The sequence below is a fragment of the Streptomyces sp. 1-11 genome, assembly GCF_007176755.1.
Taxonomy (GTDB): Bacteria; Actinomycetota; Actinomycetes; order Streptomycetales; family Streptomycetaceae; genus Streptomyces.
The window spans coordinates 42,837-55,757 of sequence record NZ_BJTV01000014.1 but is presented as its reverse complement, the minus strand read 5'-3'; the positions used below and the strand labels follow the sequence as shown (position 1 = coordinate 55,757).

The window sequence follows — 12,921 nt, the reverse complement described above, 5'->3', positions numbered from 1 at the left end:
GCGGCACATGCAGAGCGTGATCGCGGGATGTACATGCCGTCCTCCCCCCGGTCCGCTCCCGGGAAACCTCCGCCGCCGCAGAAAATCTCGCGTTCCCGCGCCGCGGCCCCGGTCCCTGCGGTCCCGGACCCCGTCTTACAGCCGACTTATGGCCGAAAAGGGCAGGATGGAGGTCACACCCCACGGACACCCCTTGCCCGCGCGCGCCTCATCGCGCGCTTTCGCGGGTGGACACAGGAAGGACAGCGACGTGCGCGTACTCGTCGTCGAGGACGAGCAACTGCTCGCCGATGCGGTGGCCACCGGCCTGCGCCGGGAGGCCATGGCCGTCGACGTCGTGTACGACGGTGCGGCCGCCCTGGAGCGCATCGGCGTCAACGACTACGACGTGGTCGTCCTCGACCGCGACCTCCCGCTGGTGCACGGCGACGACGTCTGCCGCAAGATCGTGGAGCTGGGCATGCCCACGCGCGTGCTCATGCTCACCGCCTCCGGCGACGTCAGCGACCGCGTCGAGGGCCTGGAGATCGGCGCCGACGACTATCTCCCCAAGCCGTTCGCGTTCAGCGAGCTGATCGCGCGCGTGCGGGCGCTGGGGCGCCGTACGAGCGTGCCCCTGCCGCCGGTGCTGGAGCGGGCCGGCATCAAGCTGGACCCCAACCGCCGCGAGGTCTTCCGCGACGGCAAGGAGGTCCAGCTCGCTCCCAAGGAGTTCGCGGTGCTGGAGGTGCTCATGCGCAGCGAGGGCGCGGTGGTCTCCGCCGAGCAGCTCCTGGAGAAGGCCTGGGACGAGAACACCGACCCGTTCACCAACGTCGTGCGCGTGACCGTCATGACGCTGCGCCGCAAGCTCGGCGAGCCGCCGGTGATCGTCACCGTCCCCGGCTCCGGCTACCGGATCTGATCCGCCGTGGCCACGACTCCCGCGCCGCCCCAGGCGCCCCCGAAACCCACTTGGGACCCCCGCAGGCCGCAGCCCCCCTTCCCGTGGCTGCGCCCGACCATCCGGATACGGCTCACGCTGCTGTACGGCGGCATGTTCCTGATCGCCGGCATCCTGCTGCTGTCGATCATCTACCTGCTGGCCGCCCAGGCCATCACCAACGGCAACGCGCCGCTGTTCAAGATCGTCAGCTTCCAGGAGCTGAAGGTCTCCAGCGACAACTGCCCCGCGATCACCAACCAGGTCCCGCTCGCCGACTTCAACGACGCGATCAGCCGGTGCGCCGACCACCAGCGCCAGGCGGCCCTGGACAACCTGCTCAGCCGCTCGCTGCTGGCCCTGCTGGGTCTCGCCGTGATCGCCTTCGCGTTCGGCTACGCGATGGCGGGCCGTGTGCTGTCCCCGCTCGGCCGGATCACCCGCACCGCGCGCCAGGTGGCCGGCTCGGACCTGTCCCGGCGGATCGAGCTGGACGGCCCGGACGACGAGCTGAAGGAGCTCGCGGACACCTTCGACGAGATGCTGGAGCGCCTGGAGCGGGCCTTCACCGCCCAGCAGCGCTTCGTCGGCAACGCCTCGCACGAGCTGCGCACCCCGCTGGCGATCAACCGGACGCTGCTGGAGGTGCACCTGTCCGACCCGCAGGCGCCGGTGGAGCTGCAGCAGCTCGGCAAGACGCTGCTGGCCACCAACGAGCGCAGCGAGCAGCTCGTGGAGGGCCTGCTGCTGCTCGCCCGCAGCGACAACCAGATCATCGAGCGCAAGCCGGTCGACCTGGCTGAGGTGGCCTCCCAGGCCATCGACCAGGTGCACGCCGAGGCCGAGGCCAAGGGCGTCGCCCTGCGCGGCGAGCGCAGGCCCGCGGTGGTGCAGGGCAACGGCGTGCTGCTGGAGCGGATCGCGCTGAACCTGGTCCAGAACGCGGTGCGCTACAACGTGGCCGAGGACGGCTGGGTCGAGGTGACCACCGACGTGCAGCACGGACAGGCGGTGCTGACCGTCTCCAACACCGGGCCGGTGGTGCCGGCGTACGAGATCGACAACCTCTTCGAGCCGTTCAGACGGCTGCGCACGGAGCGCACGGGCAGCGACAAGGGGGTGGGCCTCGGCCTGTCCATCGTCCGGTCCGTGGCCCGCGCGCACGGCGGCCACATCGTGGCGACGCCGCGCGAGGGCGGAGGTCTGGTGATGCGGGTCACCCTGCCGCTGTGACCGGGATACGACACACGCGGGGGTGTTCGCTTCGCGCGGAATTTTTCCGCCCCTGTCGGCGGTTGATCCTGTGTGATCGATCACATGGACGGAATTCCGGCCATGTACTCCGCGTGATCATGACACGGGGCGGAAAGCCGGGAAAATCCCAGTTTTCAGGGCTCGAGATCACGGGAAGTACACGGTGAGGCGCCTTTGAGGTGCGGCATTCGAACCGTGTACGGTCCTCACCGCCATCCAAGCCGATCGGTCACGAGCGGCCGGCTTGGGTGTCGATTGAGTAACAGACCTTGATGTGAGGCAAAATCTCCGCCTCAGGTCGGGCACAAGTCCGGCCTCTCACGCGTTACGTGCGCTGAAGACACCGCAGACACCCAGAGGGGGAGAGCGACATGGCAACCGATTACGACACTCCACGCAAGACCGACGACGACGTCGACTCGGACAGCCTTGAAGAGCTGAAGGCCCGCCGGAACGACAAGTCCACCTCCGCGGTGGACGTCGACGAGTTCGAGGCCGCAGAGGGCCTCGAACTCCCGGGCGCAGACCTCTCGAACGAGGAACTCGCCGTCCGGGTGCTGCCCAAGCAGCAGGACGAGTTCACCTGCATGAGCTGCTTCCTGGTGCATCACCGCAGCCAGCTGGCCCGCGAGAAGAACGGCCAGCCGATCTGCCGCGACTGCGACTGAGGACGGGTCGGCCGTGACTGGCTCGACCCCTCCGCGGAAGCGCCGCTTCCCCATGCGGGGAGCGGACAAGGGGCCGCACGGCGGCCCGCACGGTGCGCGTGACGACGAGCGGGGCTCATTCCCGGCGGGAGCCTCGCTCGAACCGGCGTCCGGCCGGGAGGACCACCCGACGGCGCCGGAGTCGCAGCCCGCGCCCGTCGCCAGGCGACGGGCCGCGGTCGTTCGCGGCAAGGCCCGGGACCTGGCCCTGGAAGGGGCCCGAAAGGGCGGCAGCCGCGCCCGCGCGGGGCTGGCGTACATCGCGGACCGCATCCTCGACATCGCCCCGCGTGTGCCCGTACGCGACCTCGCCGCACTGCGCAGGCAGTTCCCCGGCCTCGGGCCCGAGGAGCTCGCCGACAAGCTGGTGGCGGGCGCGGCGGCCGGCACCTCCACGGTCGGGGCCGGAATCGGGGCGGCGGCCATGCTGCCGGTGCCGCCGGCCATGCCGACCGAACTGGCGACCGAGATCACCGGGGTCGCCGCGATCGAGCTGAAGCTCATCGCCGAACTGCACGAGGTCTACGGGGTGCGGCCGCCGGGGAACCTGCGGGCCCGCAGCACCGTGTACCTGTCCTCCTGGACGGGGGAGCGCGGCATCAAGGTGAGCCAGCCGGCGACCGTCGACGCGGCCCTCGGCGGCCGGATGAAGCGCGAACTGCGCCAGCAGATCATGAAGCGGATGGTCCGGAACCTGCCGAACCTCATGCCGTTCATGGTGGGCGCGGCGGTCGGCGCCGTCATGAACCGCCGGGACACCAGAAGGCTCGCCGCGCGGATCCGCGCGGACCTGCGGAAGGTCCAGGTGCCCTGGGAGGAGCTGCCCGAGCTGCCGCCGCTGGACGAGCCCGAGCACCCGGTCAGGCTCGGCCAACTGCCCCCTGAGCCGGAGGACTGAGGCCCTACGCGGCCGTCCGGGCCGCCTCGATCGCGGCCGCCAGACGCTCCGGCTCCCGCGTCGACAGGTACAGGTAGGGCGTCGGGTCCTGCGGGTCGGTGACCTCCACGCGCAGGGCCGTGGGGATGTAGGCGCGCAGCAGCAGGAAGGCGCGGGTGTCGGCCTTGTAGGTGCGCCAGGCGCGCGCCGCCTCGGGGTCCAGGACCTCCGCGTCGCCGAGCGCCGACACCGGGATCCTCGCCTCGCCCGCGATCAGCGAGTCGCCCACCACGCGGATCCGCGGGGAGCCGTAGGCGCTGGCCACCACGGCCGCGGCGGCCGTGCCGCCGACCAGGCCGCCGAGCAGCGGCAGGGTGCCGAACGGCAGCAGGATCAGGGCGAACGAGACGCCCACGAGGAAGCTGATCAGCCACCACGAACGAGGGGCGGTGAGGCGTTCTTCGTAGGGGGTGGCGGAGAGCTGCATGAGCCAAGCTTGGCACGGTGTCGGAACAACGCCGACGCGCGGGTAAGGTCTGCGCCTGTGAGTGGTAGTTCCGCAGCTCTTCAGCCTCCCGTCGACGCGGTGACACCGGTACGGCACCCCGACGCCCCCGCGCCCGGCGAGCTCCTCGGCGCCCACTACGAACAGTGTTTCGGGTGTGGCGGCGGGCAACCGCACGGCCTGCACCTGGAGGCGCGCGCCGGCGAGGGTGTCTCGCTGACCGCCGAGTTCACCGTGCAGCCGGCCCACCAGGGCGCGCCGGGCCTCGCGCACGGCGGCGTGCTGGCCACCGCCCTCGACGAGACGCTCGGCTCGCTGAACTGGCTGCTGCGGACCATCGCGGTCACCGGCCGGCTGGAGACCGACTTCGTGCGGCCGGTGCCGGTGGGCACCACGCTGCACCTCCAGGCCGAGGTCACCGCCGTCGCCGGACGGAAGATCTACTGCACCGCCACCGGCCGCATCGGCGGCCCCGACGGGCCCGTCGCCGTCCGCGCCGACGCCCTGTTCGTCGAGGTCAAGGTGGACCACTTCATCGACCACGGCCGCCCGGAGGAGATCCAGGCCGCCATGGAGGACCCGGACCAGGTCCGGCGTGCCCGCGCCTTCGAGGTGAACCCGTGAGCCGGCCCCCGCTGGACGTCCTGCTGCGCCGCGTCGACCCGGACGTACCGCTTCCCGCGTACGAGCACCCGGGCGACGCCGGGGCCGATCTGCGCACCACCGAGGCGTGCGAGCTGGGGCCCGGCGAGCGGGCCGTGCTGCCCACGGGTGTGTCGATCGCTCTCCCGGAGGGGTACGCGGCCTTCGTGCACCCGCGTTCCGGTCTCGCCGCCCGCTGCGGTGTCGCCCTCGTGAATGCCCCGGGGACGGTTGATGCCGGGTACCGTGGGGAGATCAAGGTGATCGTGGTGAATCTCGACCCGAACGAGCCGGTGCGGTTCGAGCGCTTCGACCGGATTGCCCAACTGGTCGTCCAGCAGGTCGAGAGGGTCCGCTTCCAGGAGGTGGCGGAACTTCCCGGCTCGGCGCGGGCCGAGGGGGGCTTCGGGTCCACCGGTGGCCATGCCGCGGTGGACGACGAGAGCGGCACAAGCGGTCAGGCCGCCGTGCGTGGCCTGGCGGGTGGGAATCGATACGCTTCGGTCGTATCCGACCGGGAAGGACAGTGACGTGTTCGGACGTCGCAAGAAGAGGGATGCCGCCGAGGACGCGGCCGGCGAGGCCGAGCAGGTCGTCGACAGCGTCGACACCGAGGCGGACGAGGAAGAGGCCGAGCGCGAGCGCGTCCGGCTCGAGCCCGAGCCCCGGCCCGACGGACCGTGGGACAGCAGCGAGGTGCGCGACCCGGCCGAGGGCCGCGTGGACCTCGGCGGTCTTTTCGTGCCGGGCGTCGACGGGATGGAGCTGCGGGTGGAGGTCGCGGGTGACGCGATCGTCGCCGCGACCGTCGTGCTGCGCGACAGCGCCGTCCAGCTCCAGGCCTTCGCCGCCCCCAAGCGTGAGGGCATCTGGGGCGAGGTCCGCGAGGAGATCGCGGGCGGCATCACCCAGCAGGGCGGCATCGTCGACGAGGTCGAGGGTCCGCTGGGCTGGGAGCTGCGCGCCCAGGTACCGGTGCAGCTGCCGGACGGCACCGGCGGCTTCCAGGTCGTCCGGTTCGTCGGCGTGGACGGACCGCGCTGGTTCCTGCGCGGTGTGATCTCCGGCCAGGGCGCGGTGCAGCCGCAGGCGGCCGGCCTGCTCGAGCAGATCTTCCGGGACACGGTCGTGGTCCGCGGCGAGGGCCCGATGGCGCCCCGCGACCCGATCGTCCTGAAGCTGCCGAACGACGCCCAGATGGTTCCCGAGGGCGTCCAGCAGGAGGAGGGCTCGCGCTTCTCCGGCGGCATGGGCCAGCTCCAGCGCGGACCCGAGATCACCGAGGTCCGCTGACAGACACGACAGGACGAACCAGGGCCGTACCCCTCCGGGTACGGCCCTTTCGCATGCGTGACCCCTTGACGGCCCAATGGTCTGTACCTACGGTCTCCGAGCCAACGCCTGTTCATGAAGGCGCTCCGCGTTCACATACGAGAACGGAGTCACCGTGCGCCGTACCCCACTGCTCGCCGTCGTGGCCTCCCTGCTGACGGGCGCCCTCGCGGCGCCCGCCGCGCACTCCGCCCCCAGCGCCTTCGCCCATCCCGGAGTCACCGTCTCCCAGGCCCAGCTCGACCTCGCCCGCGGCAAGGTGCTGGCGGGCGTCCAGCCCTGGAAGGGCGCGTTCGACCAGATGACGGCGAGCAAGTACGCCGACCTGAACCGCACGCCCAAGCCGCGCGCCACCGTGGAGTGCGGCTCCTACTCCAACCCCGACTACGGCTGCACCGACGAGCGCCAGGACGCGATCGCCGCCTACACGGACGCCCTCGCCTGGTACATCACCCGGGACGCGCGCTACGCGCAGAAGGCCATCCAGATCATGGACGCCTGGTCGGCCACCATCACCAGCCACACCAACAGCAACGCGCCCCTGCAGACCGGCTGGGCGGGCTCCTCCTGGCCCAAGGCCGCCGAGATCATCAAGTACACCTACCCCGGCGGCTGGGCGGGCCAGAACCGCTTCGCCGCCATGCTCCGCGACGTCTACCTGCCCGTGGTGATCAAGGGGTCCAACTCCAACGGCAACTGGGAGCTGTCGATGACGGAGGCCGCCGTCGGCATCTCCGTCTTCCTCGAGGACAAGGCGTCGTACGACACCGCGATGGCGAGGTTCCGCACCCGCGCGGCCGCCTACGTCTACCTGGCCTCCGACGGCGACCTGCCGAAGACCGTGCCCAGCCAGAACCTGAACACCCGCGACAAGATCGTCTCCTACTGGCAGGGCCAGTCCACCTTCGTCACCGGGCTCACCCAGGAGACCTGCCGGGACCTCACCCACACCGGGTACGGCATCTCCGCGATCTCGCACATCGCCGAGACCAGCCGGATCCAGGGCCAGGACCTCTACGGCACCGACGTCGGCGAGCGGCTGCGGCAGGCGCTCGGCTTCCAGGCCAAGTACCAGCTCGGCGCGGCCGTCCCCGACTGGCTGTGCGGCGGCTCCCTCAAGCTCGGTCTGGGCCCGGTCACGGAGGTCGGCTACAACGCCCTGCACAACCGGCGCGGCGTCGCCATGACCAACACCGAGGCGCTGACCCTGGCCAACCGCCCGGCCGGCACCGACAACCTCTTCGTCGCCTGGGAGACCCTCACCCACGGCGACAACCCGAACTGAGACCGTTGAACGGCCGGGCGCCCAGCGGTGATACTGGCGCCCGGCCCGCACGGGCACGGGGGAGCGACGGGGAGGCCGCATGAGCCGGGTGATCACCGAGACCATGGTGCGCGTCGAGGACGTGCACAAGTCCTACGGGCGCGGCGCCGCCGCCGTGCACGCCCTGCGCGGGGTCTCCCTGGAGGTCCCGCGCGGCGAACTCGTCGCCCTCAAGGGGCGCTCGGGCTCGGGGAAGACCACCCTGCTGAACATCGTCGGCGGACTCGACAGCCCCGACCGCGGCCGGGTCGAGGTCGACGGGCGGGACCTGGCCGGGCTCGGCGAGAACGGGCTGCTGGCGCTGCGACGGGACCGGATCGGCTTCGTCTTCCAGTCCTTCGGGCTCATCCCGATCCTGACCGCCGCCGAGAACGTCGGCGTACCGCTGCGGCTGCGCCGGGCCGAGCCCCGCGAGCGTGAGGAGCGCGTCGAGCTGCTGCTCTCCCTCGTCGGGCTCGCCGACCACGCGGCCCAGCGGCCCGGCGAGCTGTCCGGCGGCCAGCAGCAGCGGGTCGCCATCGCCCGCGCCCTCGCCAACCGCCCCGCCCTGCTGATCGCCGACGAGCCGACCGGCCAGCTCGACGCCGAGACCGGGCACGCCGTCATGGAGCTGCTGCGGGCCGTCGTCCGCAGCGAGTCGGCCACGGCGCTGGTCGCCACGCACGACGCGAACCTGCTCGACCTCGCCGACCGGGTGCTGGAGCTGCGCGACGGGGAGATCACCGAGCACTGACCCCCGGCGGCAGCCGTCAGGGTTGGCGTCAGAGTTGCGTCAAGGACCCCCCATGACCGGCCCCTTGTCCGATATGTCCGCATCGTGGGACGTAGGGTCGACGCTGCGTAGGCGGCATTCGGCGGAAGACAATGGGGCCATGGCACGCGGCAAGCTTCGGATCCACCTCGGCGCGGCACCGGGCGTGGGCAAGACCTACGCCATGCTGTCCGAGGCGCACCGCCGCGTCGAGCGGGGCACCGACTGCGTGGTGGCCTTCGCGGAGCACCACGACCGGCCGCGCACCGAGGTGATGCTGCACGGCCTGGAGCAGGTGCCGCGCGCCCGGCTGGAGCACCGGGGCGCCGTCTTCGAGGAGATGGACGTCGACGCGGTGCTGCGCCGGGCCCCCGCCGTCGCCCTCGTGGACGAACTCGCCCACACCAACGTCCCCGGCTCCCGCAACGCCAAGCGCTGGCAGGACGTCGAGGAACTGCTCGCCGCCGGCGTCGACGTGGTCACCACCGTCAACATCCAGCACCTGGAGTCCCTGGGCGACGTCGTCGAGTCGATCACCGGGGTGCGGCAGCGGGAGACGGTCCCGGACGAGATCGTGCGGCGGGCCGACCAGATCGAGCTGGTCGACATGTCCCCGCAGGCCCTGCGCCGCCGCATGGCGCACGGCAACATCTACCAGCCGGACAAGGTCGACGCGGCCCTGTCCAACTACTTCCGGCCCGGCAACCTGACCGCCCTGCGCGAGCTGGCCCTGCTGTGGGTGGCCGACCGGGTCGACGAGCACCTGAACGAGTACCGCAGCGAGCACCGGGTCTCCCGGATCTGGGGCTCCCGGGAGCGGATCGTGGTCGGGCTGACCGGCGGCCCCGAGGGGCGCACCCTCATCCGGCGGGCGGCCCGGCTCGCGGAGAAGGGCGCCGGCGGCGAGGTGATGGCCGTCTACATCGCCCGCAGCGACGGCCTGACCGCCGCCTCCCCGAAGGAGCTGGCCGTCCAGCGCACCCTGGTGGAGGACCTCGGCGGCACCTTCCACCACGTCGTCGGCGACGACATACCCGCCGCCCTGCTGGACTTCGCGCGCGGCGTCAACGCCACCCAGATCGTGCTCGGCTCCTCGCGCCGCAAGGCCTGGCAGTACGTCTTCGGGCCCGGCGTCGGCGCCACGGTCGCCCGCGAGTCGGGGCCCGACCTCGACGTCCACATCGTCACCCACGAGGAGGTCGCCAAGGGCCGCGGACTGCCCGTCGCCCGGGGCGCCCGGCTCGGCCGGGCCCGCATCATCTGGGGCTGGCTGGTGGGCCTGGGCGGACCCGCCGTCCTCGCGGTGCTGCTGAACACCGTCGACCTCGGCCTCGCCAACGACATGCTGCTGTTCCTCGCCGTCACGGTCGCGGCGGCGCTGCTCGGCGGCCTGCTGCCCGCGCTGGCCTCGGCGGCCCTCGGCTCCCTGCTGCTGAACTACTTCTACACCCCGCCCCTGCACCGGCTGACCGTCGCCGACCCCAAGAACATCGTCGCCATCGTGATCTTCTTCGGGGTCGGCATGTCGGTCGCCTCCGTGGTCGACCTCGCCGCCCGGCGCACCCATCAGGCCGCCCGGCTGCGCGCCGAGTCCGAGATCCTGTCCTTCCTGGCGGGCAACGTGCTGCGCGGCGAGACCGGCCTCGAGGAGCTGCTGGAACGGGTCCGCGAGACCTTCGCCATGGAGTCGGCCGCCCTGCTGGAGCGGGCCGGCGACGTCGAGCCGTGGACCTGCGCGGGGCGCGCCGGACCGGGACCGCGGCTGGAACGGCCCGAGGACGCCGACGTCGACGTGCCGGTCGGCGACCACATGGCCCTCGCGCTCACCGGCCGGGTGCTGCCCGCCGAGGACCGCCGGGTGCTCGCCGCCTTCGCCGCCCAGGCCGCCGTAGTGCTGGACCGCAGCCGGCTCCAGGAGGAGGCCGACCGGGCCCGGGCGCTCGCCGAGGGCAACCGCATCCGCACCGCCCTGCTCGCCGCCGTCAGCCACGACCTGCGCACCCCGCTGGCCGGGATCAAGGCCGCGGTCTCCTCCCTGCGCTCCGAGGACGTGGACTGGTCCGAGGAGGACCGGGCGGAACTGCTCCAGGGCATCGAGAAGGGCGCCGACCGGCTCGACCACCTCGTGGGCAACCTGCTCGACATGTCCCGGCTGCAGACCGGCACCGTGGCCCCGCTCATCCGGGAGATCGACGTGGACGAGGTGGTCCCGATGGCCCTGGGCGGCGTGCCCGAGGACAGCGTGGAGCTCGACGTCCCCGAGACGCTGCCCATGGTCGCCGTCGACCCCGGCCTGCTGGAGCGCTCGGTGGCCAACCTGGTCGAGAACGCCGTCAAGTACAGCCCCTCCGGACGGCGCGTGCTGGTGTCCGCGAGCGCCATCGCCGACCGGGTCGAGGTGCGGGTGGTGGACCGCGGGCCCGGGGTGCCGGACGACGCGAAGGACCGCATATTCGAACCCTTCCAGCGCTACGGGGACGCCCCGCGCGGCGCCGGGGTCGGCCTCGGCCTCGCGGTCGCCCGCGGCTTCGCCGAGGCCATGGGCGGCACCCTGAACGCCGAGGACACACCGGGCGGCGGGCTCACCATGGTGCTGAGCCTCCGCGCGGCCCCCGAACCCCTCCGCTCACCGAAGGACACCGCAGAACCGGAAAGGCAGGCCCTATGACGACCCGGGTGCTCGTGGTCGACGACGAGCCGCAGATCGTGCGCGCCCTCGTGATCAACCTCAAGGCACGCCAGTACGAGGTCGACGCCGCCCCCGACGGCCGGACCGCGCTGGAGGTCGCCGCCTCCCGCCACCCCGACGTGGTCGTGCTGGACCTGGGCCTGCCCGACATGGACGGCGTCGAGGTGATCCGGGGGCTGCGCGGCTGGACCCGGGTGCCGATCCTGGTGCTGTCCGCCCGCCACTCCTCCGACGAGAAGGTGCAGGCGCTGGACGCCGGCGCCGACGACTACGTCACCAAGCCCTTCGGCATGGACGAACTGCTGGCCCGGCTGCGCGCCGCGGTGCGCCGGGCCGAGCCGGTCGGGCCCGGCGAGGACGACGTGACCACCGTGGAGACCGGGAACTTCACCGTCGACCTGACCGCGAAGAAGGTCAACCGGGCCGGCAAGGACGTCCGGCTCACCCCGACCGAGTGGCACCTGCTGGAGGTCCTGGTCCGCAACACCGGCCGCCTGGTCAGCCAGAAGCAGCTCCTGCAGGAGGTGTGGGGGCCGTCGTACGGCACGGAGTCCAACTACCTCCGGGTGTACATGGCGCAGCTCCGGCGCAAACTGGAGACGGACCCCTCGCACCCGGAGCACTTCATCACGGAGCCCGGAATGGGGTACCGGTTCGAGAAGTGAGCTGCGCTACGGCGGTGTGTGCGTGCCCCGGTACGCTTCAGACATGAGTGCTGTTCCCCGTCCCCAGAAGCCGGCCGGCCGGTTCCGGCGCATGCTCGACCGGCTCTCCACCTCCCAGGAGGACCTGGAGTCGGAGGAGCTGCGCGAGGACGCCGAGACGGCGGGCTGCACCCGGATCGGTGACTGCCATGACCGGCAGATCGTCACCGTAACTGGTACCTTGCGCACGGTCACCCTGCGGCCGCGCGCGGGAGTCCCGGCCCTGGAGGCCGAGCTGTTCGACGGCTCCGCCGCCCTGGACGTGGTGTGGCTCGGCAGGCGCTCCATCGTGGGGATAGAACCCGGACGCAAGCTGATCGCATCCGGCCGGATCTCGATGAGCCGGGGCCGCCGGGTGCTGTTCAATCCGAAGTACGAACTGCGACCCCTTGGACGGGAGTAGCCGGTGACGTCCCTCGACAAGCCGACCGAAGACACCGATCAGACCCAGTCGGACGACGCACGCGCGGTCACCGAGGCCGCCCTGTTCGAGGCGTTCGGCGGTGTCCGCGGCATGGTCGAGACGGTGCTGCCCGGTCTCCTCTTCGTCACGATCTTCACGATCAACAAGAACCTGCACTTCTCCGCGATCGCCGCGCTCGCCGTGTCGCTGCTGCTGGTCGTGGTCCGGCTCGCCCGCAAGGACACCGTCAAGCACGCCTTCAGCGGTGTCTTCGGCGTGGCGTTCGGCGTGGTGTTCGCGATGTTCACGGGCAACGCCAAGGACTTCTACCTCCCCGGCATGCTCTACACGCTGGGTCTGGCGCTGGCGTACATCATCACCACCCTCGCCGGTGTGCCGCTGATCGGCCTCATCCTCGGCCCGGTCTTCAAGGAGAACCTCTCCTGGCGTACCCGTAACCCCGGCCGTAAGAAGGCCTACGCCAAGGCCAGTTGGGCCTGGGGCCTGATCCTGCTCGCCAAGTGCGCGATCCTCTTCCCGCTGTACTGGTGGGCCGACACCGCGCAGCTCGGCTGGGTGCTGGTCATCCTGAAGATCCCGCCGTTCCTGCTCGCGGTGTATCTGACCTGGGTCTTCCTGGCCAAGGCGCCCGCGCCGATCGACGTGTTCGCGGAGATGGAGGCCGAGGAGCAGGCCGAGAAGGAGCGCAAGGCCGCCCTGGCCGCCGAGGACGGCGAGCCCGCCGGCGGCCGGCACCGCCGGGAGGCGTGACAGACGCGGCGGACGGCCGTACGGCCGCCGTCACGCGACG

General features: G+C 71.8%; 14 protein-coding genes. 13 read left to right on the top strand and 1 reads right to left on the bottom strand.

Annotated features, from left to right (window positions below; all coding sequences use genetic code 11):
* Positions 1-250 precede the first annotated feature (250 nt).
* The 4 genes from TNCT1_RS26740 to TNCT1_RS26725 all read left to right on the top strand — a co-directional run bounded on the left by TNCT1_RS26740 (position 251) and on the right by TNCT1_RS26725 (position 3,781).
* Positions 251-904, top strand: coding sequence for a response regulator transcription factor (locus tag TNCT1_RS26740; protein WP_003993508.1), 654 nt, complete (start codon positions 251-253; stop codon positions 902-904).
* A 6-nt stretch (positions 905-910) separates the two neighbouring features.
* On the top strand, positions 911-2,155 hold the full coding sequence (locus TNCT1_RS26735) for a HAMP domain-containing sensor histidine kinase (RefSeq protein WP_143636685.1): 1,245 nt from the start codon (positions 911-913) through the stop codon (positions 2,153-2,155).
* A 392-nt stretch (positions 2,156-2,547) separates the two neighbouring features.
* Entirely contained in the window at positions 2,548-2,844 is a 297-nt protein-coding gene (locus TNCT1_RS26730) for a DUF4193 domain-containing protein (RefSeq protein ID WP_005481602.1), read from the top strand.
* A gap of 13 nt (positions 2,845-2,857) precedes the next feature.
* Positions 2,858-3,781: a hypothetical protein gene (locus tag TNCT1_RS26725; protein ID WP_143636682.1), complete on the top strand. Its 924-nt coding sequence runs from the start codon at positions 2,858-2,860 to the stop codon at positions 3,779-3,781.
* 4 nt (positions 3,782-3,785) lie between these two features.
* On the opposite strand, the gene TNCT1_RS26720 is transcribed toward TNCT1_RS26725, so the two are convergent.
* Positions 3,786-4,247: a DUF3093 domain-containing protein gene (locus tag TNCT1_RS26720; RefSeq protein ID WP_143636680.1), complete on the bottom strand. Its 462-nt coding sequence runs from the start codon at positions 4,245-4,247 to the stop codon at positions 3,786-3,788.
* 57 nt (positions 4,248-4,304) lie between these two features.
* Between TNCT1_RS26720 and TNCT1_RS26715 the strand changes: the two genes are divergently transcribed.
* The 9 genes from TNCT1_RS26715 (at position 4,305) to TNCT1_RS26675 (ending at position 12,881) form a co-directional block, all read left to right on the top strand.
* Complete coding sequence (locus TNCT1_RS26715) at positions 4,305-4,889, top strand: PaaI family thioesterase (protein WP_143636678.1); 585 nt, start codon at positions 4,305-4,307, stop codon at positions 4,887-4,889.
* Positions 4,886-5,437: a dUTP diphosphatase gene (gene dut, locus TNCT1_RS26710; RefSeq protein WP_235902915.1), complete on the top strand. Its 552-nt coding sequence runs from the start codon at positions 4,886-4,888 to the stop codon at positions 5,435-5,437. The genes TNCT1_RS26715 and dut overlap by 4 nt, the downstream gene beginning before the upstream one ends.
* A gap of 1 nt (position 5,438) precedes the next feature.
* Positions 5,439-6,200: a DUF3710 domain-containing protein gene (locus TNCT1_RS26705; protein WP_143636676.1), complete on the top strand. Its 762-nt coding sequence runs from the start codon at positions 5,439-5,441 to the stop codon at positions 6,198-6,200.
* Positions 6,201-6,354: 154 nt separating this feature from the next.
* A complete protein-coding gene (locus TNCT1_RS26700; protein ID WP_143636674.1) occupies positions 6,355-7,524 on the top strand; it encodes an alginate lyase family protein in 1,170 nt (389 codons plus the stop codon).
* Positions 7,525-7,603: 79 nt separating this feature from the next.
* The gene (locus tag TNCT1_RS26695; RefSeq protein ID WP_143636672.1) at positions 7,604-8,296 is read left to right on the top strand and encodes an ABC transporter ATP-binding protein; all 693 of its coding nucleotides are present in this window, start codon (positions 7,604-7,606) and stop codon (positions 8,294-8,296) included.
* Between the two features lie 139 nt (positions 8,297-8,435).
* Positions 8,436-10,982: a sensor histidine kinase KdpD gene (locus TNCT1_RS26690; protein WP_143636670.1), complete on the top strand. Its 2,547-nt coding sequence runs from the start codon at positions 8,436-8,438 to the stop codon at positions 10,980-10,982.
* Complete coding sequence (locus tag TNCT1_RS26685; RefSeq protein WP_143636668.1) at positions 10,979-11,668, top strand: response regulator; 690 nt, start codon at positions 10,979-10,981, stop codon at positions 11,666-11,668. Before TNCT1_RS26690 ends, TNCT1_RS26685 begins: the two co-directional genes overlap by 4 nt.
* 43 nt (positions 11,669-11,711) lie before the next feature.
* Complete coding sequence (locus TNCT1_RS26680) at positions 11,712-12,110, top strand: OB-fold nucleic acid binding domain-containing protein (protein ID WP_143636666.1); 399 nt, start codon at positions 11,712-11,714, stop codon at positions 12,108-12,110.
* 3 nt (positions 12,111-12,113) lie between these two features.
* Positions 12,114-12,881, top strand: a complete 768-nt coding sequence (locus TNCT1_RS26675; protein ID WP_143636664.1) for a DUF3159 domain-containing protein — start codon at positions 12,114-12,116, stop codon at positions 12,879-12,881.
* The last annotated feature ends 40 nt before the right edge of the window (positions 12,882-12,921 follow it).

What these genes read in the sequence shown, in the direction of transcription:
- TNCT1_RS26720 (WP_143636680.1), bottom strand. Translation starts at nt 4,247, where the DNA reads ATGCAGCTCTCCGCCACCCCCTACGAAGAACGCCTCACCGCCCCTCGT.
- TNCT1_RS26685 (WP_143636668.1), top strand. Translation starts at nt 10,979, where the DNA reads ATGACGACCCGGGTGCTCGTGGTCGACGACGAGCCGCAGATCGTGCGC.
- TNCT1_RS26680 (WP_143636666.1), top strand. Translation starts at nt 11,712, where the DNA reads ATGAGTGCTGTTCCCCGTCCCCAGAAGCCGGCCGGCCGGTTCCGGCGC.
- TNCT1_RS26690 (WP_143636670.1), top strand. Translation starts at nt 8,436, where the DNA reads ATGGCACGCGGCAAGCTTCGGATCCACCTCGGCGCGGCACCGGGCGTG.
- TNCT1_RS26695 (WP_143636672.1), top strand. Translation starts at nt 7,604, where the DNA reads ATGAGCCGGGTGATCACCGAGACCATGGTGCGCGTCGAGGACGTGCAC.
- TNCT1_RS26730 (WP_005481602.1), top strand. Translation starts at nt 2,548, where the DNA reads ATGGCAACCGATTACGACACTCCACGCAAGACCGACGACGACGTCGAC.